This window comes from Dasania marina DSM 21967 (assembly GCF_000373485.1).
In the GTDB taxonomy this organism is placed as follows: domain Bacteria; phylum Pseudomonadota; class Gammaproteobacteria; order Pseudomonadales; family Dasaniaceae; genus Dasania; species Dasania marina.
Genome location: NZ_KB891587.1, coordinates 94,268 through 119,873 on the forward strand (window position 1 = coordinate 94,268; position 25,606 = coordinate 119,873).

Below are 25,606 nucleotides of genomic sequence, written 5' to 3' on the forward strand. Positions count from 1 at the left end.
ATACAGGAGCTTACTGTTAGCACTCACCCCTCGCCTTAAGCGGCATGTTTATTGCAGGCCCTGTTGTACACGCGTAATAACCAACAGCTCAACACAGCAGTTAAGTAATTGAAATGTTTATGAAAAACAAAAACGATCACATTCGGCTTACCGGTTCCAACAGCCCTAAAGCCCACTCACCAGCCCCTGTTAGCCTGGTAAAAGACAGTGCCAAATCCATATTAATGCACTGCTTAGAAAATCTGTTCAACAGCTGCGACGATTTATTTTTTGACCTTTCCAGTCGCGCCACCAGCAATACCGAGCAAAACCTCTACTTTGAATCCATGCGTGAATTACGCATCAAAAAAGCTGGCGCACTAAGCAGTTTCAGCCGCCAGCTAGACGACAACTTTGACGCATTACATCAGCTAAGCAGCCCCAAGCCCGAACTGACCAGAGACGCCACCCCCGACAGCCTCAGCCTAGTACAAGACGATGATATCGAGCGCGACGTAGCCATTAACAGCATGGTTAGCAAAGCGCGTGGCAACAACCAGGAAGCCCTGTACCACTTGCAAGTGCGTCTAGACTACTTAATTGGCCATCGCAGCATAGACAGCGACAACAACCCACTCGACCCGCAACAACTCTGCAATAGCTTTGCCGACGTCTGCGAACTCTTTGATATACATATCAAAGCCAAAATCATTATTTACAAACAGTTTGATAGGTTAGTTATAGGCCAGCTAGGCAAAGTCTACGCCACCGCTAACGACCTGCTGATTAATGAAGGGGTAATTCCCAAAATCAGCCACACTATCGCCAAAGCCTCCAACCCCGAGCAAGCTGATACCCACAGCGCCGCCAGCGATACCAGCGCCCCAGAAACTCCTAGCGCCACCGCAGCAACCACCGGCATCCAGTTCGCCGAACTCAGCAACCTACTGGCAGGCATACGCCAGCTAGGCGCCATCCAAGCCCCCAACTACAGCCAGTACACGGCCAACCCTGGGCCTCAGATGAGCAACAACGAGTTGCTAGCGGCACTATCCAACATTCAGATAGAACAAACTCGGCAAGCCCTTAGCGTCGAAGACGCCGCTAACAGCTTACATATGTTTGTAGACTTGATTTTATCCAAGTCCAACCCCGGCGCCCCACAATCGGTTCACCAAACCGACGAAGACACCATCAACCTAGTCGCCATGTTTTTTGACTTCATCCTTGATGATCAAAACCTNCCCGCCGCTTTTCAAGCGCTCATTAGCCGCCTGCAAATTCCGGTATTAAAAGTAGCGTTAAAAGATCGCAGCTTTTTTCAAAATGGCGGCCACCCGGCAAGAAAATTAATTAACACCGTAGCCGCCACCGCCTTGGGCTGGGAGGCAGAGCACCCCGAAAAAGATAAATTCTATCTGTTGGTCGCTCAAATCATCCAAGACATTATTGAAAACTACGGCCAAGACGAAAGCATATTCGCGCACAAGCTAGTAGACCTAAACGAAGCCGTTAAACAATACGAGCACCGTCAGGCCTTAATTGAAAAACGCTCCAAACAGGCCGCACAGGGCAAAGCAATCACCCATTCAGCGAAGGTGCTTACCCAAAAAACGATTTTAGACTTACTGAAAAAAGCTGCCCTGCCTATTGAAATAAGCCAGTTTATTATCGAGTACTGGCAAGCCTTTATGGTGTCCACCTTTATCAAACACGGTAAAGACAGCCCCGAATGGCTGGATGCCGCGCAATTAATACACGACCTGCTATGGGCCTGTCAGGCTCAGCAAGATGCCAAATCTGTTGCCCGGCTTGAAAAAATCAAGCCGGCACTAATGGCGCGTATAGAAAAAGGCCTGCTGCACATAATTACCAACGATAATGAGAGATTGCAGCTGTGCCAACAAATTCACCAAACCATTCAGCAATTGCAAATCAACAAAGCCGAACTTAGCATACGCCCCATCAGCCCTGCGCAAGCACAGGAGCTGGGTCACACCCCCGGTAGCGGCAGCAAAAACTGGAAAGAAATGACCGCCCTAGAGCGGCAAAAAGCGCAACATCAAGCACTGACCTATGAGTTTATTAAACAAGCAGAGTCTATTGCCCTCAACACCTGGTTTGACTATCAAGTCACCCATGAGCAAAAACATCTACGCTGCAAATTATCGGCGCGCATAGAGGCCAACGACAGCTATATTTTTGTTAACCGCTTTGGCTTTAATGTTTTAGAGAAAACCCGCAAAGAGTTCGCCTACGACCTACAACAAAAACATGCCAAAGGCTTAGAGGCCACCCCCTTGTTTGATAGGGCGTTTAGCACTATTTCCGACAACTTGCGTCAGCTAGGCCAGCCCACACAGCAGCCCACCTCATAGAAACTACAGCAGCCATGTCCGGCATCGTTTAACATGGCTGCGGGCCTAGCGCCCGCAGCCATTTATATTAATAATAAATATTTATAATAGTAATAACAGAGACTCTCGCGATTCATGGATGCCAATCAAATCACCTATTTCAGTTATATGGGCGGCGGCGTACTGTTTGCCTTATTTACCCTGACACTTACCTGGCTATGGCAGCGTAAAGCAACTCACTTTACCTTTGTCACGGCCGCACTAGTCTCTACCGTCTGGCTATTATTAATCGCCACCCACTACAACCACAGCGCCCTCTCTCTGGGCGACATGTTGATTATAGAAATTTGCCGGTATGCCGCCTGGATCACCGCCATACTGGCAGCGCTTAAGTTCGCCACCGGCCAAGAGCTGCCTAAGAAGTTTTTTTACGCCATACATAGTTTATGGGTCGTAGCGCTCACCTTCATATTACTGCTCAACCTCTTTAGTGCCAGCACGCTAAACGACAGTAGTATCTTTATTTGGGTCAACCTGCTGCTCTCCATAGTCTGCCTCATCTCCGTAGAGCAGCTATACAAAAACGGCAGCTCACTGCGCATTATTAAACTCTATAGCTTGGTACTAGGTAGCATCTTTGCCTACGACATCTTTTTGTTTGCCTATAGCCTCATCTTCAATGTCATCGACGTGCAATTATGGCAGGCACGTGGCGCTATCAATGGCTGCTCGGCGCTGCTAATGACTATAGGCGCGCTCACACTCAGCACGCCCAGCACCACTACCCGCATTGCCATCTCTAGGCCCGCGGCTTTTTACACCACCAGCATGACGGTTTCCGGTGCATTTCTCGCCATCATGGCCACGGGCGGCTATTACCTACAACTCTACGGTGGCACATGGAGCAGCATTGTTCGCACGCTCATTATCTTCTTTGCCATCATCTGCACGGTCACCTTATTTATTTCACAAACCTTGCGCTCCCGGCTCAATGTATGGATTAACAAACATTTCTTTCGGCACAAATACGATTACCGGGTCGAATGGCTAAAGCTGATCAACGCGCTATCACGCCCATCCGACAACCAGGACTTTCAGCTTACCGCCGTGCAAACCTTGGCCTCCATATTCAAAAGCCCCAAGGGCGGGTTATGGCGCCAACAGGACAAGACCTTCACGCTAGCCGCCAGCTATCAATTAGAACTGCCCTCACCACCCCCTTCCGAGCCGGTAGACAGCGAGTTCTGTCACGCCCTAAAAGAACACGAATGGGTTTTTTCACCGCGCTCCCCCGACCAAGGTAAGATTAGCGAGCTCAATGCCCTACTACCTGAGTGGATAGCCGCCATCCCCGACCTATGGCTGGTAGTGCCGCTGCTCACGGAGAAGGACCTATTAGGCTTTATCATTTTAACCGAGCCCGAAATTGATACCGGCATTACCTGGGAAGACCTAGACCTGCTCAAAACCGTGGGGCGACAAGTCGCCAGCTATCTGGACAGGCACCAAGCAGCTGAGTTACTGGCAGAATCTAGGCAGTTCGACGCCTTTAACAAACTTTCAGCCTTTGTGATGCACGATCTCAAAAATCTCATAGCCCAACAGGCATTAGTGGTAGAAAACGCCGCCAAGCACAAAGACAACCCCGCCTTCATTGAAGATGCCATCAACACCATCGATAACTCCGTCACGCGCATGCACACCCTACTGCGAAAACTACAGCAGGATGAACCCAGCGAATACCGCACCGTAGACCTAGATGCCATTTTGGTAGACGTGATTAAGAAATGTCAGCCACAAAAGCCCATGCCCTCTATACACCGAGAGTGCGCCGGCCTAAAAGTCAGCGCCGACCCCGATAGCCTGCTAATGACACTGGTGCATATCGTCAAAAATGCCCAAGATGCCACAAGCCATACTGGCTTTATTGATGTAACCTTAGTCTCAGAAGAAAACTTTGCTATCATCACTGTCGAAGATAATGGCTCGGGGATGAGCCAAGACTTTATTAACAATTATTTTTTCAAACCCTTTGCAACCACCAAATCAGGCAAAGGCATGGGCATAGGCGTATACCAAACCAAAACCTATATAGAGTCCATAGGTGGCACGGTAGCCGTTGAAAGCACCGAAGGATCCGGCACGCGATTTACGGTACGCATACCCACCGTAAAAGCGTAACAATAATGAATTAAGTAGCACCAAAAGCTGACCCAGCACTATGAGCAAAGACATACCTAAAACCTTATTAATAGTCGAAGACGACACCGGCATACAAAGCCAACTGCGCTGGCACTTTGACCAATTTCATGTGGTGATTGCCGGCGACCGGCAAGAAGCCATCGCCGCCGTGCGCCAGCACGAACCCGCGGTTGTTATACAAGACTTAGGCCTACCCCCTGACGACGAGGGCGTGGAAGAAGGTTTTAAATGCGTACAAGAGATTACCAAACTCGCCCCCAGCACCAAAATCATTGTCGTCACCGGCAACCACGACTATGAAAACGCCGTGCGGGCAGTAGCCCTAGGCGCCTACGACTTTTACCAAAAACCGATAGACACCAAAACCCTAGACCTTATCGTTCACCGCGCCTACAACATCTTCGACCTAGAGCAAGAAAACGCCAAACTGCAAGAGTCACAAAGCGCGCCGCTGTCGGGCATTATTACCGCCGACACGCAAATGCTAAAACTCTGCAAAACTATAGAGAAAATAGCCCCCACCACCGTTACCTGCACCATCCTAGGTGAAAGTGGCACCGGCAAAGAAGTCTTCTCCCGCGCCATACACAACGCCAGCCCACGCAAAGAGTTTCGTTTTGTCGCCATCAACTGCGCCGCAGTACCCGAAAACTTGATGGAGAGCGAACTATTTGGCTATGAAAAAGGCTCTTTTACCGGCGCGGCCAAAAAAACCTTGGGCAAGGTTGAAACCGCCCATGGCGGCACCTTATTTTTAGACGAAATAGGTGACATGCCGTTAAGCCTACAAGCCAAGTTACTGCGCTTTTTACAAGAGCGCGTCATTGAACGCGTAGGCGGCCGCGAAGAAATACCAGTAGACGTTAGGGTGATATGCGCCACCAATAAAAACCTAGAAGAAATGGTAGCCGAAGGCACCTTCCGCGAAGACTTATTTTATCGCATCTGCGAAATGGTTATAGACCTGCCGCCACTGCGCGATCGCAGCGGCGATAAAATACTCCTAGCCAGGCACATACTGGTCCGCGTTGCCAATGAGCAGCATCGCAATATTACCGGGTTCACCCCCGATGCCGCGCAAGCAATAGAAGCCTATAATTGGCCTGGCAATATACGCGAGCTCGAAAACAAAATTAAACGCGCTACTATTATGTGTGAGAGCAAACAAGTCTCCGCCGATGACCTAGGCATTACCACCCAAGAAAACTTCTCTATCAACTTGCGGCAGGTGCGTTACAGCGCCGAGAAAAATGCGATTAAACTCGCTATCTCCATGACCGATGGCAACTATTCAGCGGCAGCCAAGCTATTAGGGGTCACCCGCCCCACGCTGTATGATTTGGTAAAAAAATACGACATATAACAATGATCATTAATAAATCCAAGGCAGGGAAAATGAACATATATCATTTACCAACAATCAAACGGATTGTTGCGGCAACTATTATTAGCCTTTCTATAGCGAGCTGCGGCGGCAGTGAAGACACCAGCGCCACAGTGGCCTCACACCTAGAAAGAAGTGAAGCCTACGCAAAACAAGGCCAGTATCGCGCCGCCATCATTGAAGCTAGAAATATCATCAAAAAAGACCCAGCCAACAACCTTGGCTTTGAACAGTTAGCGAAAACGCTCAATGAAGTCGCCAGCTACAGAGGTGTAGTCTCTAGCCTAGAGGCGGCCCCCGGCCCATTATCAACCGACAGCCTTCTATTAATGGCCCAAGCCTACGCGCATTTAGCAAAGTTCACGTCAGCCAGCGAGGCGCTAGCAAAGTACAAAGCAAACAAAGGCACCCAATGGCCGGTTACCGTCGACATTCTTGAAGCTAAAATTGCCGCAGGCCAAAACCAAAGCGACGTTGCCCACCAGCTTATTAACAAGGTCATACTAGCAAACCCCAATAATCCAGACGCTGAAAATACACTGACACAGCTGTATTTAAAAGAAGGCAACTTTACCGCAGCCCTTAACAGCAACAACAAAACCTTAAGCCATAGCCCCAGCAACCCAGAGGCCCTATTCCTATCCGCTAACCTCGCCTACCAAAAAAACGATCTAGCAAAAGCTGAAGAGCAGCTAACCAATGCCCTTATTGAACTGCCAGAAACCGACATTATGCTGCCCATACGTGTAGCCACGCTTAGCCAACTGGCGAGAGTGCTCACCGAGCAGGGCCGCTCATCAGAAGCGCTGATATACACCAAACTACTGGCTGAAGCCAACCCAGAGTCAACCCAAGCCAGCCAACAATTTCAACAGGCATTAAAACTGCTAAAAGAGAACGAGCTGGAGCAGGCGGCACTGTTACTCGCCGAAATAAACGAAAATTACCCCAACAACGAAGCCACCTCTATTTACCTGGGTTTAATTAACTTACAACAAGGCAACCCAGAGCAAGCAGACGCATTTTTTGGCCATAATATAGATGCAGAATCAGCCAACCCACAGCTAATTCAAGCTATTGTAGCCACCAAACTACAGCTACAAAAAATTAATGAAGCATTAGATATATTAGAGCAAGCACTAAAAAGTAACCCCGACAATATCGAACTACAAAAAATTTATGCCATCACCGCCTTAGACTCTAACACCCGCAAAAACAAAGGTGTCGTGCTACTAGAAAAGCTTATTGCGCAAGACCCCAGCAATGCCGAGCTACAGGCCACATTAATTAACCACTACCTTAATAACAACAAAGTAGAAATTGCCTTAGCCAAACTAGAGCATATGCTAAAAGAGCACCCCGACAACATTCAGTTAACCAGCCTTTATAGTGATGCATTATTAAAAGAAGGCAGTAAGGCTGAAGCCCAGCAAGCCATAGATGCACTATTAGCCAGCAGAAACCGTGATGCCGAATCACTTATTGTTGCAGCCAGGCACAGCATCAAACTAGAACAGCCGCAGCAGGCCAACAAACTACTGACTCAAGCCCTAAAAGCATCCCCCAACAACATAGAGGCCCTCAGCATATTAGGCGGCTTGGCCCTCAGCAGCAAAGAAAGCGACCTAGCTAGCGGCTATTTTCAACGCTTCATTGAAGCGGCCCCTAACAACCCAATAGGTTATAGAGGCCTGTTAACGGCTATGGCGCAACAACAACAAACTGAACAAGGCGTTAAAAAAATTCAGCAATACAAAAAAATATTCCAAGACAAAACACAAACACCACAATATGTTTTGGCGGAATATTATTTAGCTAACCAGCAGCTAGACATAGCCGCCAAGGAACTACCGCAAAACGGTAAATTACAGCAACAAACGGACTACCAACGCAAAGTTACCAGCCAAGTGCTGTACCAACAATTCAAATTATCCGTGTCGCAAAAACAATGGCCGCAAGCACGCAAACAGCTGATGCAAACCATCGCGCTAACACCCAACAATGAAACACTCACCGCCGAACTTATCAACCTTGAGACCCTGCAAGGTAATAACAAAGAAGCCGAAGAGTTAATTGAGCTAGCCAAGCAGCAGTTCCCCAATAACACCACCATCACACTGGCTGAGGCCAACTTACTGTCCAAAAACAACAACAACCAAGCCGCCATTACTCTGCTAAACAACGCCTGGGACAACAATCCCGACCCGCGTATAGCTACCGCCATGACAGGTTTAAGCCCCGCTAACTCGGATGAACGTAGCGTCTGGTTAGCAAGATGGCTAAAACTGCAGCCTCAAAACCCAACACCGCACTTTGTTGCCGCCAGTGATGCCCAGCAAGCCGACAACAAACCACTGGCCATATCCCATTATCAGCAAGTGGTTGCCGTGCAAGCAAACAACATAGCAGCACAAAACAACTTGGCGTGGTTATATTTCGAAACCAAAAACCCCAAAGCCTTAACGCATGGCGCTATTGCCGTTAAACTCGCACCATCAAGCCCCGCCGTGCTAGATACCTATGGCTGGATAGAGTGGCACATGGGGGACAAGGCCAAAGGTAAGGCTGCACTCAAAAAAGCCGCCGAGCTAGCGCCCGACAACGAAGAGATACAAGAGCACTACCAGCAAACACGTTAACCCTCGCTAGCCCCCCGCCATAAACTACCCAGTACGCCGAACCCGCGGCATACTGGGTAGCGCTACAAGCCATAAGTTATTGCCCCCTACCTTAAGCACGTTAATAATGTAAACGCCTTCGTCAAAATCTAGCGGCAAGCATCAATATCTCAAACCCATATAAAGCCTAGTTATAAATACAGATACTCCTTAAAAGAATCGGTAAAAATAACGGTAATGCCACGTCGAAATAACTTACAACCCCCGCCCAGCCTCAAACAGCAACAGAAGCAACCCATTGTAAAATCTAGAAATATTTTTGGCGGCACGCTATTTGCTAATTAGTAAGCAGCCTACAAGCCGTTACCGCATTACTGGCAAGGAAGCAAAACAACAACCCTTAAGCTGTAAATAGTCATTTCCTGTTGGTTTATAAAACAATTTTGGGAGCAATAAAATGAAGAACAAATTATTCAAATATGCTGTTATCGCAGGCGCAGTTGCTGCGTCCTCTGCGGCATCAGCGCTTACTATCGGCACTATCCCCATGGGTGCAAGTAACGAGTTTCTAACTAAATTTTCTCTCGGCAATGTAGAAGGGCTTTATGGTGCAAACCTTTGGCTTACTGGCACCTCAAACATAAAAGTTGAGTATTTCGGTGCAGAAGCAGCGTTCACCAACTCTTTTAGTTTTGGCGGCTCTAATGTGGCGACTCATACCGGCGCGGGCGGCAACACGTTTGTTGATAGCCCCGCTGCCGGCCTTGGCGCAGAAGATGCTTTAAGCTCTACAACCTTTCTTGGCGTCAGTGCAGGGCTATTAGATTTTAGCTTTTTTATTAACAGCAACGCACATGAAGTTAAAAACGGTGCCAACCCTGACGACGCCATTGGCGCAGGCGATAGAAACTTTTTCGTAAGCTTTGATAATAATTACATGCTGGATACCACCGTCAATGGTTCAACAGCATTCGGTGGCACATCTGTATTTCTATTCTTAGATGACTCAGGTGCAGGCCCTGATGATAACCACGATGACATGGTGGTTCGCTTATCTATAGACGGAGGCAGTATTTTCGTACCTGAGCCCGGCTCTTTAGCATTACTAGGCTTAGGCCTAGCAGGCTTAGGCTTGAGCCGCCGCAAAAAATAAGGGTTACAACCAACTTAAAAGGCGAGCAGTGCTCGCCTTTTTTTATGCGCCTCTAGTTAGCACTTACTTCTAAGCAAGAACGAGAACAAAAACAAAACCCTGCCCTGCCCCCCTAGCCTCAAGGCTGTTACTCAAGCACAACGCTTTTATAACCTCACCCTCATAGATTACTCGTCCCTAGCCACTACTTAGTAGATAAAGGATCAAGGGCTCTCATCGCTACCGACAGCTAGTAGTTATTGCCAAGTAAAGCCCAAGCTACCCCTCATACGCCCCTAAACCTGTCGGCATTATTTACATCCCTCATTTTAATAACACGGGGAAATAATAGAAAACCGCTATAAAACAATAAGATACAAAACATGGCACCATACGTGCTTTATACTAATCACAACAAATTTAAGACAATGGTTCACGCTGAGCCACCAAACAGAAAACATAAGGATTAGACAATGAAGTCAATTAAATTACTTGGTGTAGCACTTGTTGCAGCACTATCTTTTAACGCCAACGCTGCCCTAATGGTTGACGGCGGCACTGATATGGCCGTTGTTGCCAACAATGACCTAGTTACCGGCACTTACAACATTGGCGGCAACCTAAAGTTTGACGACATGTATTCAGCTGTTAAGTTTACCTACCTAGGTAAAGAAGCTGCCTACAACAATGACTTTAACGCCTACGGCAACAGCTTAAACAATATTGGTAACAGTGTTGGTGACAGCTTTACTGCTTCGAATGTTGGCACCACTGGCGCTACCGACCAACTAATGGGCTTTAACTTTTACTCTAACAGCGTAACTGCTGGCATAGCTAATGGTGCTAACCAGCCATATAACTCATTTCAATCTTTCGCCATCATGCTTGATTACACCTTTGGCGGCGTATTTTATGATGCCGTATTACTGTTTGATGATTCAGGCCATGGCCCAGATGACAACCATGACGATATGGTTATTGGTGTAAACGTATATGTTCCAGAGCCCGGCTCTATTGCGCTACTAGGCCTTGGCTTAGTGGGCTTAGGCTTAAGCCGTCGCAAACAGAAGTAATTACTTCTGCAATAAAAAAAGCGAGCATTGCTCGCTTTTTTTATGCCTAAAATTCGAACCCTCAGCGCTTACAGCTTTACTGCGCCCCCCCTACACCAAAGCCCCCGCCCTATAAACAGCCATCATCGCCATAGCATTACCCTGCGCGGTGTATTCACCGGGAAGCCTTAACGCTATAGGCTCACTGGCCATACGCGCCAACACTCTCGCAACCGCACCCGCATAACCCTCCGCATTATGCTGGGCCACAAGCTCGCACACATCCAGCGTTTCAAACAATGGCACTAAACCCCCTACCGCATGGGCAACCATAGGCGTGCCTATAGCCACACTTTCTAAAGCCGTCATGGGCAAGCCTTCATGATCCGAGCACATCACCAACACATCCATAGCCTTTATCAAGGCAGTGGCATCTTCTCGGTGGCCATAAAAAGTAACATCTTTCAAACCCAGCTTAGCCGCTTGCCGCTGTAAATCATCCAGCAAAGGCCCATCACCAATAATATGAAAGCAATAATTATCGTTAGCCTGATCAACCAAAGCTTTAGCCATCTGCAAAAACAGGTCAACCCGCTTTACCGGCACTAAGCGCCCCACAATACCTACATGTTTCACACCCTCGCGGCCCAGTTCTGCAGCCTTAATGGACGACAATGTATCTACATCAACCCCATTCAGCACCACAGCTATATGGCTAGCAGGGTATATATTTTGAAGCAGGCCACTTAATGGCTGAGACACGGCAATAACCTTATGCTGCAAGTGCCGCCCCACCCATTTATCCAGCCGACTTATTAGCCATTTGGGTGTTTGCCTTATCAAGCTATAACTAAACTCTGGGGCACCATGCACGGTTCTAACGCAGTAAGCCTTCGCCGAATAAGTGTTGGCCAGTGCACCTATAATATTTTCTTTTAACCGATGCGTGTGTACCACATGCGGCTTTACGCTAAGCATATGCGCTTTTAAACGACCCAATATCTGTTTCGGCCCATAGTGCGACTCATCAATAACCAATACCGGCACGGCAATATCACGCAAACGCCGCGCTAACTCACCCTCATTCAAAAGCACCACAAAAAGCGCATTGCCCTCAATAGCCGCCAACGCGCTAACAAGCGTAAAGAGCTGCACCTCAGCACCCGCCCATAAATCGCCAGAAGCAACATGCAGAATACGCATGGCGGCATTAGTAGAAGACAACGTAGAAACTTCCATTTACACTCTTAACCTTATGATTAAATAACAATGAATCACCGCTGACAGCCGCCACCAAACCCGTCATGCCGGACTTGATCCGGCATCCATATAACAGCATCGAAACTAACGCCGTAATGCCAGACATGAGCCAGCATACACATAACCGACTCGACACATACCAAACGTGATCCGGCCGCTTTATTACGGCCTCAACACAAACCCCGTCATGCCGGACTTGATCCGGCATCCACGTACATGAACAAAACCAAAACTTAACAGCAAAATTATAAAAATTATTATAAAATCAAACAACTCATACAGCCAGCACCAGGCTAACGATAAGGATAACGGTTCCTAGCATGCTTGTAACATTATTTTGGCTACTCACCTTTTGCGCACTCTACAGCTATTTTATTTACCCCGTGATATTGCTATGCCTAGCACGGTGCAAAGCCAGCCCACCACAACCTGATAATCACACATCATCAACAAACACAGATCCAGCAAACACAGCACTATTAAACAAAGCACCAACACTGAGCTTAATCATTACCGCTTATAATGAAGTAGGCCGTATACGCAATAAAATCAACAACACCCTCGCACTAAAAAACAACAGCCATGAGCAAAATAAAAGCCCAGAGCTAGAAATCATCATTGCCTCCGACTGCTCCGATGACGGCACCGACGACATCGTTAAAGAATATAGCGATCAAGGTATAAAACTGGTGCGCGCACCCGAAAGGCTAGGCAAAGAACACGCGCAACTTTGTGCCATTAAACAAGCCCAGGGCGACGTACTGATATTTTCAGATGTAGCCACCCAAATACCCGAAGACGCCATAGAAAAACTAAGCAACTACTTCTGCGACCCCACCATAGGCTCAATATCCAGCGAAGATAGATTCATTAGCCAATCAGGTGACGTAGTTGGCGAAGGCGCCTATGTACGCTATGAAATGTGGCTGCGCAGCCTAGAGTCAAAAGTAGGCGGCCTAGTAGGCCTAAGCGGCTCGTTTTTTGCGGCACGTAAAGACCTATGCCAAACCTGGGACATACACTCCCCCAGCGACTTTAACACCGCGCTAAACACCGCAACCCAAGGCATGAGGGCTATTACCGCCCCCGATGTGCTAGGTTACTACCAAGACTTAAGCGACCCAAGCAAAGAATACGCAAGAAAAACCCGCACCATTATTCGTGGCCTAACCTCCTTAAGTAGAAACCCCCAAGCCCTCAACCCATTCAAACACGGGCTGTTTGCCTTTCAAGTATTTAGCCACAAGCTAATGCGCTGGCTAGAGCCTTGGTTTTTAATCGGCCTGCTGTTCGTCAACTTTATGTTAGCCAGCCAGCATAGTTTTTTCGCGTTAACCCTAGTATTGCAATGCTTGTTTTACGGCACGGCTTTATGCGCACACTATTCCAGCAACATAAAAAATAATACCGCAGCAAAACTCATATACTTTTTTGTACAGGTAAACATGGCTATTTTTGATGCTAGCTGCCAATTTTTAGCAGGCAAACGGATGAGCGTATGGCAACCTTCGGCGCGTTAATTCGCGGCCTGAGCAGCGGCATAGCCCGTGGCATTCGCCACGGCGACTTACCACCCGTAGGTGAAAAAATAGTTTGGCGAGGCAAGCCCCAGCCACTTCCTACTTATAAAGGCTTCGACGCCTACTGGGTAGATTCCGGCACCTCAGCATTAGCGCTAACCATTATCGCAGCCAAACAACTACGCCCCGAAATTGCTAAGCCGCAAGTAATATTACCCGCCTATGGCTGCCCCGACTTAGTTGCCGCCGCTGTCTATGCAAACGTACAGCCCGTACTAGTCGATATACAAGCTGACGACCCAGGTTACGATTTAGAGCAGCTAAAGAGCGCCATCAATGGCAACACCATTGCCGTCGTAGCCGTTAACTTTTTAGGGATTAGTGATAGATTAAAAGCAATAAAAGCCCTGCTACCCAATAACACCTACCTCATTGAAGATAATGCGCAGTGTTATGCCGCATTGGCAGAACCTAAAAATATTATAGGTGACTTTGCCATTACATCGTTTGGCAGAGGTAAACCCGTAAGCCTATTAGGTGGTGGGCTAGCCTTAATCCGTAAGCCTTTAAACAACGCGCACAACAATCTAGAAAAAAACCTAAACCTAGAGCGACATATTTCAGAGTCCCAAAAACCAAAACTGCTCAAAGTAAAAATCGCACTCTATAACGCACTACTAACACCACAACTCTACTTATGGGTTAATCGCTGCCCACTGATTAAATTAGGTGAAACACACTACCACCCACTGCACACCATAACGCAGCTAGATAGCCAAAGAACCGCACTGCTAAGCAGTAATATCGATCAGCACATGCATCAGCAACCCTATCAGACACAAGTAGCTAAAAAAAATCAATTAACTAATGAAAAAAATGTGCTAGATTTAGCGGACAAACTAAAGGAAAGAACAACAAAGCTACTGCGCCATCCTATTTTAGTGAATGCAAAAAGCAGCCGGGAAATGCTCATAGTAAAATCAAAAAAACTGGGGCTAGGCTATAGCACCATGTATCAAACAGCATTAATTAATATCACATCTATTAAAGAGCGAGCAAAACTACATTCAACAAAAAATGCTGAGAATTTTTCTCAAAAAATAATAACGCTACCAACCAACCACAGAGTCAAATAATTCCATAAAAAATAAATAGCATGTAAAACAATTGAAAACATACATACCTACCGATACAATCGACAGATTTATGGCCCAGCCTTAATACACTAGGCGAGTCAAAAAAATCACCCCTCCCTAACTTTCTTCCTAAGATAATTAACAGGGGCGTCAACAACCTTGCTGATAAAAACAGATATAAATATAGTAGCCACCAGCGTCAAAGCAGTCACCCAGTGATTAACCACAAACACCTCAATACCAAATAGCTTCCCAGCAATCACAGCGGCAACCAACCAATGAAGCAAGTAAATATGGTAACTTAACTCACCAACCTTATAGTCTAGGCGGCTAGAGACGCCAGGGATATTTTTTTCTGACAATATCAAAACTATGTATACAGCCACTAACAGATTGGTATAAAAACCCAGCCACCACATTCCAGGAATGTATACTCGAGACACTGTATTCAAAACAAATACCGTCATGGCAAACCAAGGATTTAATAACACACTAGGCAAATGTTTTAACAAACCCAAAAACCCTTCTTTATAATGATATAGCAACGCGCCTAAAGAAAAGGGCAAGGAACCACTCAACATCATCGCATACCGATACTCTTTACCATAACCTTTATATAGCGTAAACAACGTGTAACAAACACTTAATGCCACCCATATTAATGTTATTTTTCTTGTTTTGGACAAACCTAAACAAATCAAACAATAATAAATTAACTCTAAAGTTAAAGCCCAGGTTGGAGGTGAAAGTCTTGGCTCAACAGTAATCGGGGAAAAACTAAAGTAAATCATTGAAATATTTTCAATGATTTCATGCAACGACCTAGGCAAAAACATCGCTGGCTTATATATCTCAATCATCCCATCCATTAATATTATTGTGGTTACACTGAGAAATAGAACAAACATATATGCAGGATAAAGCCTCAAAAAACGATTTAAAGCAAATTTACCCATTCCTTTCGAATCATATCCGTAAGTATTGACCATAATATAAGTCATCAAATAGCCGCTTAAAACAAAAAACCATGTACGGCTTGACTTGCAACATAAGGCACCGCGGATAAATGCCCCAACAAAACACAAAGAGCCAACAGAGTTCGATAAATGCCAAACATAAATCATTTCCCTACATCTTCTGCATTTTATTTTTGAAAGAGATTTTCCAGTACGCCGTAAGCTCTGGGATAGTTATTGGGCTAGCTTTACATATAAAAGAGGCGATCACTGCCACAATTACAGCAATCGCTGAAAGTATAAAATCATATACATTATTTACATACAGACTACTGCACAAATAAAACACAACACTAGTTAACAAGTACAGCGACAGAACCTTAAACCAAGGAGTGTAAAAGCTGTAATATTTTTGCGCATAGTGATAGATAACAACAAATCGAACCGCCATTACCAGAAGTGTTGCCAAAGCAGCACCGCCGCCGCCATAATTCGGAATAAGACTTATATACGCAACACTAACAATCAAAACGGAAAACCAGTTGATCCGATTTAACAAATAAGTTCTTTTACTTTCAAATATCCCAAATCGATGAAACTCCGTCCAACCTAAAAACACATAAGCCATAACTATGTAAGGTATATATTCAATAGACTGAAAATAACTAGCATCAGCAATAAATCGTATAATGGGAGAAGCAAAGAGCAACATGCCTGTTGCAGCCAACCATAAAATATAATTCGCCACCTCAAAGACCCTACCAAACAACGCTGCCCCGTCATCTTCTTTGGCGTGATCAAACTGCTTCGCCCCCCAATAACTCATAAAAGGCGCCCAAACTAACGCCAGTAACATAAAGCCAAATTTATAAGAAAGGGCATAGAGCCCGACACTCGTGGCGTCATGAAAATACTGTAAATAATATCTATCGGCAAAAGTTATATAATACATTGCAATTGAGCCGAAAACTAAAGGCAACCCAAAAACAGCTAACTCTTTGGCTTTACTAATAGAAAAATAAACACCCACTTTCGGAATAATGTTATAAGCAAGCCAGGCTGCTTGAACGGAGCCGGCAAGGAGAGCTGAATATATAATCCCCCATAATCCCATTTCTAAAAAAACAATGAAATAAACATTAGCTGCTATTTGTATAGCTAGCTTAGCTAGGCTAACCATTAAAAAGCTGCCGGCCATATCATTAACTCTATAATAGCCCATCCCCAACTCAGTAATCGTTGCAAAGGCAAGAGTAAACGAAAACCACCTCAACGCTAAAGTGAGCTCAGAGCTTCCTAGAGCTGAAGCCAAAAACGGCGCAGACAACCACAATAGAATAATGCCAACAACATTAACCAGTAACCCTAACCAAATAGCGGTACTAACAACTGTGTTTTTTTCTTTTTTAGAGCCCGCATCGGAATAAAACTTAAACACACCGCCTGTTATTTGAGCACCTAAAAGTAAAACCGTAAGGTCTAGAATTATATTCAAAAGCTCCGCGGTACCATACACATCGGGTGTTAGATACCGGGTATAAATAGGAAGCATAATTATTGATGTAGCCGCACGAGCCGCAGTACCAATTGCATACAAGGTACTTTTTTTAAATATTGTCGCAATCAAGCTGTCTACACCTATCTTATTATTTGAATTGGATATATATGATTTATATACTTTGCTTACCAGCGGCTTATAAACTCACAGTCTACCAAAGCTTTTATATCAACTCTTTCAGCGCCTGCCTCTCGACTTAACATTTCTTCAAACCTCAAAGGAATTGGTAACTTTTTGCTATCAGCCCACACTTGCTTTTCAACAGTAGGCTTGTCCCAGGTATTGCTGATACCAATAATTTTTGAAATTTTCTCTAAAAAAGAATATGGCGACACACATAATTCATCGTATGAGAGCACGTGGAAATTAGGAAAATGACCTTGCCAGAGCTTTATTGCTCTTGAGTACTGGCTATAAAGTGAAATAACCGGGTGTAATAACAAGCTTTCTAATTCATCAAAGTTTTTTTCATTGATATCTAAACCCCGATACCTAAATATCATTTTTGCTGCCGACCAAGATCGCTCTATAGGATCTCTGACAATAAAAATAATTGGCGTCTGCGCACCAACTACTTCTTTTACATACTTAACCCCCTTATCTTCAAGGGTAGAATAATCAGGGGTAATATCGCCACAAACTTTACCGCCAGTATATCGTTCATCAAACAATCTATAATACCAATCTTTACTAAGACCATAGCCATAGTAGTGCCTTATCCAGCTTAATTGCTTTAGCCTAGGAGGAATGCACAACCCCTTATAGCGCTCCATACCTCTAGGGTGAGGCATGTCCCAGTATCCTAGCAACTCACTATTAAGGCAGACTCTATTGAAATAATGTAATTCCTTTACCGGGGTAACCCAGACGTCATCATGCTTAGAAAGATTTTCATAGAGCCAGGTCGTTCCGCTTTTCTGAGCACCTATACATAAAAAGTTTGGGGCAACCATATAACCAACACTCCTTGGACGACAAAAATAACTTGACTAAGCTCCCATTTAAACGCATAACGAGTAACATTATAACCATGGGCCGCTGAACAGCTACCGCTCATGACATTCGATAGCCTACTGATCACAATTATAACAACTGTTAAACGCAAGGTCTCTCTATTGAATCATAGCCTCCAACAAACTATATGCGTAATGCACTATGGAGAAAATCAAGTACGCGGCTCAGAGATTTGCCTATTTCACTCTATCAATGCCATGCTTGAAGCCAACTACAAGGTAGTGCTATTCAGAAACAATGATATCATCGATGGCTTTCTACCTAAAAGTGACATGCTAACCGTGCTTAGCATGTCGTATTCTGAAATAATGATTGACGGACCGCTGATATCACTTCCTATAAAGGGCTATTATTCAGGCCTAAAATACCTATTGCACTATATTAAGCGTTATAAGCCCATGGCTATTTTTTGTAATAGCGGCCTTCCCTGCCAAACAGCCGTCCCTGTGGGCAAACTAACCAATACCAAAGTTATCTGCCATTTCCATCACCCTGCTGCCAAGCGATATTTTTATTTTTGGCTGGTCAGATATGCAACAAAATTAATATTTCCAAGCCAATACACCCAATCAGTTGTACGCAACAAATGCGGAAGGCAAGGAAAGGTGATATACAACGCTGTTGATCTGGATTCACGCTACGCCCCCACCACCCTACAGAGCAAAAAGCTAAGAGATGAGCTCGGCATAAACGAAAAAACTATTGTTATCGGCCAAGTTGCAGCGCTTGTACCGCATAAACGCCCCGACATGCTAATAAAGTGCTTTGCAGAGGTCCATCGCAGAATTCCAGATACGCACCTGCTAATAATTGGTCAAGGCGAAATGCATCAACAACTAACCTCCCTCAGCTCAACACTGAAACTCGACAATTCGATAACTATAACTGGCTACGTAAAAGATACGCTTCCATATCTGCAGCAGGTTATTAATATTAATGTACTCGCATCTACAGAAGAAGGCCTAGGCATATCCGTCATTGAGGCCGCAGGCTGTGAGCTGCCGTCTATAGTTACGGACTGCACAGGTCTTTCTGAGGCGGTTGAGCATGGCGTAACTGGCCTGAAGTTTGAAAGAAATGACAGCAAGGCATTAATATCTAGCATGCTAACATTGGTAACAAACCCTGACCTTAGAATACAATATGGCAAAGCAGCAAGGGCACTAGCTTTACAAAAATTCAACCTAAACACTTATAAAAAAAGTATTACCAGCATAATAAACTCACTTAAGATCTAAAAGGAACAGAATGCCAACCATACCGCCAATAAAAGTGTGCTATTTCGATGCCGCTATTTCACCAGGAGGGACAACAACACTTACCCAGTTAATATTTTCCAATATCAATAGAAAAATTGTCACGCCTCGGCTCTTTGCAGCCTTATCGATTCAAGAAGCATCTAAACGCTTTAAAGAAAACGATATTGTATTATTATTCACCATGAACCTCAGCTATACCGCTAGAGAGAATTTACTGTCTAAACTCCAGCCGTATAATAAATATCTTGTTAAGATATCCATCTACTTATTTTCTTTATTACAATTGCTATCTAATGTTGTGCCATTTTTAAAAATCTTAAAAGCTCTGCATAAAGAAAAGCCTGACATTATACATATTCACAACTTTGAACCGGCACTATTAGCTGCCTATATTTTAAAAACACCCGTAATATGGCACTTCCATGGCATACCTAATAAGCCCGGCAAGCTTCACAAACTACTTCAACCCATTATTAAAAAATATTTATGCATATCGGCTTTTGTTAAGGATAAAGCAATTGAGCACAACTATTCTAAACACAAACTTATAACCTTGCTAAACCCTGGTCCATCAATTGACCAAAACATAGTCACTAGAGATATCAGAACCGAACACTTAATAGATAGTGACGCTATTCTCATATCACATTTTGGCCGTCTTATACCGTGGAAAGGGCAGCTAGAATTCTTACAAGCATTTGCTCTTGCTAAAACTAAATGCTCTAAATTGGTAGCATTACTTGCTGGTGATGAAGGAGAAGGTTATGGCCACAACTATAAGGAGAAGCTGTTAACTTACATTAAAGATAACAACCTTACTAAACATGTTATTTTTACTGGCCATATCGACAACCCTCAAGCTTACATGGCCGCCTCAGATATAATTGTGCATAGCTCTATTGAACCCGAGCCGTTCGGCCTAGTTATAACTGAAGCAATGGCAAATGGCACATGCGTCATCTGCTCTAACATAGGAGCACCGCCAGAAATAATCGACCACGAGGTAACCGGCCTTATTGTCAACCCTAACAACAGTAACGAGCTCGCTAGTGCAATTATTAGATTATATGGGGACACCAAGCTTAGGTCGCGTCTAGCCAGCAATGCCAAGCAACAATCTATCTTAAAATTTGACCCTTTAATCTACACACTTAAACTTGAATCTTTATATTCATCTATAGGTAATTCAATCTTAACCTAACCATAACAACACTTATTAATATTCAGACTGAGCCCTCTTATCGAGCCCAGAGGAAAACTAAGTTATATAATATTTATCGTGTTTTACAGCCGCCTATATAACGACTAAAGATAAGGTAATGCCAAGCCATTAAGGCATGCTATATCGTTAATGGTTAAATAAAACGTGACGTATATCCCCATAATATTCTGCAATTAACCTATAATGACAATATACCTTACATCGGAGTCAGCGCCATGAAAAAAGACTATATATGCCACTACGTTATTTGTTTTATTATTTTCTCTTGTATTACCCCACACGCTTTTTCATGGAGTATAGAGAGAAACTTTAATGAAGGAGCACATGGCACTGCAGCCAACACCTCACTTGACGGATTTGATACCGCAGCAGAGCAATCATTTTATGATTCGTCACTATCATATAATGGAGGGCAATCCGCCCTACTTAACATATCTAAAGGAGATCAAGGCTTTGGAAGATGGGGTGGCGTTATAAACTTCCCTTCTCCCGTTACCGCAAGTCAAGAGCTATGGTATCAAATGTATATATACATACCCGATAGCTTTACAATTGACACTGACCAAGGAAGTTTAAAAACCATCCGTTTTATGAGTCAAAAATCCGACGGCTCAGGCTCAGGCGCACTAGATATACAGATGGCTGATGAGGACTCCCCCAATGTATTTAGAATGATCCGGGAGTATGCAAGTTCAGCTGGCTGGTTTACTTTCGGAGAGCGCCATCAATTTAAAAAAAATCAATGGCATAAAATCACAACATATCTGTATGCGGATCATAAAACCGCAAGCGAGGGAGGAAGGAGTGAGGTAAAAGTATGGCTTGATAATGCGCTCGTCACCCATGAACGCGAAATAAAAACTCTAGCTTTTGATGGTAGTTATTTTAACTCTTTGTATTTGTTCACTTACTGGAACGGCCTCGCCCCTAAGACACAACATTTGTGGGTTGATGAAATCCAAATAACGAACGAAAAGCCTAACTGGGACCTACAAAATGCACCGAACCCACCAACAGGGCTTAGCACAAGTCAACTTTAACTCTAAAATTATATCCCTATGAATAAAACAGATGTTTCATTTCTAATACCAACACTTAATGAAGCGCGCAACATTGCTGCCTGCATTGAAAGTATACAAAGTCAAATGCCAGCGACAATATCGTATGAAATAGTAATAGGCGACCACGGATCAACGGACAACACAGTAGACATAGTAAAGTCATTTAGGGTAAATTACTTTGTATTAAATAGCGGTACAATTTCTAAGCTAAGAAATGAGTTGGTTCAACACAGTAATAGCAAAATATTGATTTTTTTAGATGCCGACATAAGGCTTACAAATGAATGGTCGCATAACATAACCAATACTTTAGCTCTACTCGATGAAAACCCCCTATACATCACAGGTTCAAATTGCCTCCCCCCTAACAGCAATAATCGATTAAACAAATACTGGTTCACACTAATTAGCCAGAAACCGAAAAATTATGTGGCGACAGGTCACATGATTACAACAAAAGAGACGTATGACAAGGTTAACGGATTTACAGACAACCTCTCATCTGGCGAAGACTATGATTTTTGCCAAAAAGCAAAACAGCAACAAATCCCTATAACCTCTAACCCAGATCTAAAAGTTATTCATTTAGACTACCCTTCCACTCTTCATGACTTTATACGGCGTGAAATTTGGCATGGTGCCGGCGACTTCAGCACTTTGCGATCCTTCCTATCATCAAAAGTGGCTATTGCCTCGTTATTATACATACTCACCTTGTTGTTTGTTTTTACCCTATCACTATTATCCACACCAAGATTAATAAGCATAATAGCGGCAATAGTAATACTCCCAACAATCCTCTCTTACTATAAATTTCACTCACTCACGCTAAAGTTCCGTGTTTATAATATTGCTATATGCTCGCTATACCTAACATCCCGATCTCTATCTTTTTTTAAACGGAGAGTGATACAGCGTAATTACTCAAAGCATTCTTAATTTTAATACTCCATCTTCAGGCCTACTATTAACTTAATGCCCATCATGCTTATTTTTCACCTAACAACGCCCAAATTAGATCATTCTCTATCTTTTTATTGAATTCTTTTTTAGCCTTAATGAAGGTGCCTCTATCAGCAACCATGACCCTAAGCCTGCAAAAATTGTCAGACCGAGCAAACCGACAACCACGCCTTCTGATAAATCATATCCATATAAATATAATGCCTGATTGATTATTGGCATATGCCATATATATACACCATATGAGATGTCATTACCCCTCAGTAACCGATTAGTAATTTGAACATTTGAATAAGAAAATTTAAAAATCAAGACCACTAACGGAAAGAAGAGTAAAGGAGAAATTGAATTACCCAGCAACATCCCTTGATTTGATAGAAGGTATGCAATACACACATACACTATTAACAAAAATAATAAGTTTAGCTTTAAAATATATCTAGCTATTACCTCAAAGTTTTTTTGCACTAACACACCCACAAGAAACATGTAAAGCCACGGCATAAAACTTATTCGATATAATTTCCAAATTATATTCTGACTGTATTCACCCGAAAAACTAAAAAGACAACGGTTTGCAACAATAAAAACTATAATAACCATAACCAGTTTTATATTTTCGAACCTACCTCCACGCATTAAACACTTATAAAGTAAAGGAACAAGCATATAAAACTGAATCTCTACGCATATTGTCCATAAGCTACCGTTTAACACCCCGTCACCGAATGCCCTCATAAAATCGGGATTATAAAACTGCAAAAAAGATGATTTCGCAACGCCGAGCATCACTATCTCGCTAGCACTAACACTAGTATTTTGAAAATAGCCAGTAACAGCTATCATAATTAAGTTAATTACTACGCACACTATTAATGCTGGGTACAAGCGTAAAATTCGATTTAAGCTGAACGAAAATAATGTTGCAGATCTTTCATAAGATTTACTTATCAAATAACCGCTCACAAAAAAGAATATAGGCACACCAGGAAACAACTCTAAAAACGATAAAAAATAGTTATCGCCATTATAGTTACCCGAAAACTCATAGCTATGCAGAAACGCAACCTGTAAAGCCGCAAGCAACCTAAGCATGTCAAAACTATTTACATTAAACTTGTAATTTTTCATTATCTAACCCGAACCCGTCTAACTATCGAACCACATCAACTATACGCTCAACTGCTTCATATATATTATCCGCAGTATTTTCAAAAAAAATCACGTCTTTTCCATAAGGATCAATTAACGTGACTTTTTTAGCGTCCAAAAATAACCCCATCAATAGCATTGATTCCTTTTTTAAGCCTTTAGATTTTGCTATCATATTTAAATGCTTAATATCAACGCCAACTATTAAATCACCAGGCTGATAGGTATAACTTTCCATACTAGTTGTCAAATGACCATCTAGGTATAAATTATTATTTTTTGCAACCGCTTCCATAGTCCTATTAGCAGGATCACCATCAGGCGCATCAACCCCAAAAGACACGGCATTCATTCCAATCTTATTTGCATAATATTCTGCTAACACGCTCCTGCAAATATTACCTGAACAAACAAATACCAACCTTGACACATCTAAATTTTTAGACACCCTTCCATAAGACCTGTAACCACCCAGAAAATATATTATCCTTTCATAGACCGAACGTAGTCTTTGTTTTTTTGTCAACATCTCAATTCCTTATAGCACGATGGTAATTATAACTTTATACTTCAATGAATACTCTAAATAGGCAGTCATGTTGAGCACCAAAACCGCACTTATACTTGATGGCGAGCAGCGTAGTGCATTAGCAGCCACTCGCAACCTTGGCAAACACGGAGTCACTGTGTTTACCGCTAGCACGGATCAGCATTGCCTATCCTCTAAATCTAAATTTTCTACCCAGCATTTCATCTACCCTGACCCACAAAATCACCCTGAACAATTTTTATCATGGTTATTAGAGCTCACTAGCACAACTGAGATAGATATTATTTTCCCTATGACAGAGGTTACCTGTTACACACTAGCTCCATATTCACCCCTACTAAACAACTCTATACTCCCCATACCAACACTAGAAAAAATATTTACACTAAGCAACAAATCCGAACTGATGAAAACCGCACAATCTTTAAATATACCAATTCCTAATACAATCTACATTCACAATAGTGCCGATATTGATGCAAACCTTAGCACTATAACCTTCCCCTGCGTTATTAAGCCCTCGTTCTCAAAACATAAATCCGGTAATCGCTGGGTAAGCACAGCCGTACACATGGTAGCCAACAAACCTCAATTAATTCAGCTTCTTGACTCAACAGATTACCTACGCACACAATCCTTTATGATACAGGAGTATATTGAAGGAGAAGGCCAAGGCATTTTTTCACTCTACAACAGCGGGCAAGATATTGCCTGGTTTGCCCATAAAAGAATTCGAGAAAAACCACCTTGGGGCGGAGTAAGCGTACTCAGCACCAGCATTAATCCTCCGCCTAATATGGTCGATATATCTAAAAAACTACTAGAGCATGCACAATGGTCTGGTGTGGCCATGGTTGAATTTAAAATCGCCAAAGATGGAACACCCTATATCATGGAAGTCAATACGCGGTTCTGGGGCTCTTTACAGCTCGCTATAGATTCCGGCGTTGAGTTTCCCTACCTTCTTTATGCCACTAACACAAACAATACCTATCCTGCCCCAATACAAATAACAGGCACAACATTGCGCTGGGTGCTCGGGGACCTTGACAACCTAGCCATAGTACTTAAATCAAACGCCTCATTGAAAAGCAAAATAGCTAGCACTTGCTCTTTTATTTTCTGTTTCTTCCAAAGTAACCGCAACGAAACACTTAGGCTTAATGATATCGGGCCGGGGCTATTCGAACTCAAAGAGTATTTTCTAGCTAACATTTTTAAGCAGTAAACC

General features: G+C 43.6%; 19 protein-coding genes. 13 read left to right on the plus strand and 6 right to left on the minus strand.

Annotation, left to right across the window (positions count from 1 at the left end):
- Positions 1-119 precede the first annotated feature (119 nt).
- From B067_RS0115630 to B067_RS22180, 6 genes are all read left to right on the plus strand, one after another.
- The gene (locus tag B067_RS0115630) at positions 120-2,357 is read left to right on the plus strand and encodes a DUF1631 domain-containing protein (protein ID WP_169335587.1); all 2,238 of its coding nucleotides are present in this window, start codon (positions 120-122) and stop codon (positions 2,355-2,357) included.
- A gap of 114 nt (positions 2,358-2,471) precedes the next feature.
- Positions 2,472-4,517: an XrtA/PEP-CTERM system histidine kinase PrsK gene (prsK, locus tag B067_RS0115635; RefSeq protein WP_019531033.1), complete on the plus strand. Its 2,046-nt coding sequence runs from the start codon at positions 2,472-2,474 to the stop codon at positions 4,515-4,517.
- 40 nt (positions 4,518-4,557) lie between these two features.
- Positions 4,558-5,901, plus strand: a complete 1,344-nt coding sequence (gene prsR / locus B067_RS0115640; RefSeq protein WP_019531034.1) for a PEP-CTERM-box response regulator transcription factor — start codon at positions 4,558-4,560, stop codon at positions 5,899-5,901.
- Between the two features lie 32 nt (positions 5,902-5,933).
- Entirely contained in the window at positions 5,934-8,561 is a 2,628-nt protein-coding gene (locus B067_RS0115645; protein ID WP_019531035.1) for a tetratricopeptide repeat protein, read from the plus strand.
- 436 nt (positions 8,562-8,997) lie between these two features.
- Positions 8,998-9,693 carry a PEP-CTERM sorting domain-containing protein gene (locus B067_RS22175; protein WP_019531036.1) on the plus strand — a complete coding sequence of 232 codons (696 nt, stop codon included), beginning with the start codon at positions 8,998-9,000 and terminating at the stop codon, positions 9,691-9,693.
- A 452-nt stretch (positions 9,694-10,145) separates the two neighbouring features.
- Entirely contained in the window at positions 10,146-10,745 is a 600-nt protein-coding gene (locus B067_RS22180) for a PEP-CTERM sorting domain-containing protein (RefSeq protein WP_019531037.1), read from the plus strand.
- Positions 10,746-10,835: 90 nt separating this feature from the next.
- Here the strand turns inward: B067_RS22180 and B067_RS0115660 are convergent, their stop codons facing one another.
- A complete protein-coding gene (locus tag B067_RS0115660) occupies positions 10,836-11,963 on the minus strand; it encodes a glycosyltransferase (protein WP_019531038.1) in 1,128 nt (375 codons plus the stop codon).
- A gap of 341 nt (positions 11,964-12,304) precedes the next feature.
- On the opposite strand from B067_RS0115660, the gene B067_RS0115665 reads away from it, so the two are divergent.
- Together B067_RS0115665 and B067_RS0115670 are read left to right on the plus strand one after the other, a co-directional pair.
- Positions 12,305-13,504 carry a glycosyltransferase family 2 protein gene (locus B067_RS0115665; RefSeq protein ID WP_019531039.1) on the plus strand — a complete coding sequence of 400 codons (1,200 nt, stop codon included), beginning with the start codon at positions 12,305-12,307 and terminating at the stop codon, positions 13,502-13,504.
- Positions 13,483-14,640, plus strand: a complete 1,158-nt coding sequence (locus B067_RS0115670) for a DegT/DnrJ/EryC1/StrS family aminotransferase (RefSeq protein WP_019531040.1) — start codon at positions 13,483-13,485, stop codon at positions 14,638-14,640. Before B067_RS0115665 ends, B067_RS0115670 begins: the two co-directional genes overlap by 22 nt.
- 107 nt (positions 14,641-14,747) lie before the next feature.
- Here B067_RS0115670 and B067_RS0115675 read toward each other — a convergent pair whose 3' ends face one another.
- Genes B067_RS0115675 through B067_RS0115685 form a run of 3 tightly spaced genes read right to left on the minus strand, consistent with a single transcriptional unit; the run spans position 14,748 to position 18,107 of the window.
- On the minus strand, positions 14,748-15,764 hold the full coding sequence (locus tag B067_RS0115675) for an acyltransferase family protein (protein ID WP_083921447.1): 1,017 nt from the start codon (positions 15,762-15,764) through the stop codon (positions 14,748-14,750).
- Between the two features lie 4 nt (positions 15,765-15,768).
- Positions 15,769-17,223 carry a lipopolysaccharide biosynthesis protein gene (locus B067_RS0115680; RefSeq protein WP_019531042.1) on the minus strand — a complete coding sequence of 485 codons (1,455 nt, stop codon included), beginning with the start codon at positions 17,221-17,223 and terminating at the stop codon, positions 15,769-15,771.
- Positions 17,224-17,279: 56 nt separating this feature from the next.
- Positions 17,280-18,107, minus strand: a complete 828-nt coding sequence (locus B067_RS0115685; RefSeq protein WP_019531043.1) for a sulfotransferase — start codon at positions 18,105-18,107, stop codon at positions 17,280-17,282.
- A gap of 258 nt (positions 18,108-18,365) precedes the next feature.
- Here B067_RS0115685 and B067_RS0115690 point away from each other — a divergent pair, with 258 nt between their 5' ends.
- From B067_RS0115690 to B067_RS0115705, 4 genes are all read left to right on the plus strand, one after another.
- On the plus strand, positions 18,366-19,406 hold the full coding sequence (locus tag B067_RS0115690; RefSeq protein ID WP_169335588.1) for a glycosyltransferase: 1,041 nt from the start codon (positions 18,366-18,368) through the stop codon (positions 19,404-19,406).
- 10 nt (positions 19,407-19,416) lie between these two features.
- A complete protein-coding gene (locus B067_RS21445) occupies positions 19,417-20,628 on the plus strand; it encodes a glycosyltransferase family 4 protein (RefSeq protein ID WP_019531045.1) in 1,212 nt (403 codons plus the stop codon).
- Positions 20,629-20,864: 236 nt separating this feature from the next.
- Positions 20,865-21,689, plus strand: coding sequence for a heparin lyase I family protein (locus tag B067_RS0115700; protein ID WP_019531046.1), 825 nt, complete (start codon positions 20,865-20,867; stop codon positions 21,687-21,689).
- A gap of 18 nt (positions 21,690-21,707) precedes the next feature.
- A complete protein-coding gene (locus tag B067_RS0115705) occupies positions 21,708-22,649 on the plus strand; it encodes a glycosyltransferase family 2 protein (protein WP_019531047.1) in 942 nt (313 codons plus the stop codon).
- A gap of 87 nt (positions 22,650-22,736) precedes the next feature.
- On the opposite strand, the gene B067_RS0115710 is transcribed toward B067_RS0115705, so the two are convergent.
- Both B067_RS0115710 and B067_RS0115715 read right to left on the minus strand, forming a co-directional pair.
- The gene (locus B067_RS0115710) at positions 22,737-23,804 is read right to left on the minus strand and encodes an acyltransferase family protein (RefSeq protein ID WP_019531048.1); all 1,068 of its coding nucleotides are present in this window, start codon (positions 23,802-23,804) and stop codon (positions 22,737-22,739) included.
- A 22-nt stretch (positions 23,805-23,826) separates the two neighbouring features.
- Positions 23,827-24,354: an arsenate-mycothiol transferase ArsC gene (locus B067_RS0115715; RefSeq protein ID WP_083921448.1), complete on the minus strand. Its 528-nt coding sequence runs from the start codon at positions 24,352-24,354 to the stop codon at positions 23,827-23,829.
- Between the two features lie 67 nt (positions 24,355-24,421).
- Between B067_RS0115715 and B067_RS0115720 the strand changes: the two genes are divergently transcribed.
- On the plus strand, positions 24,422-25,603 hold the full coding sequence (locus tag B067_RS0115720; protein ID WP_019531050.1) for a carboxylate--amine ligase: 1,182 nt from the start codon (positions 24,422-24,424) through the stop codon (positions 25,601-25,603).
- The last annotated feature ends 3 nt before the right edge of the window (positions 25,604-25,606 follow it).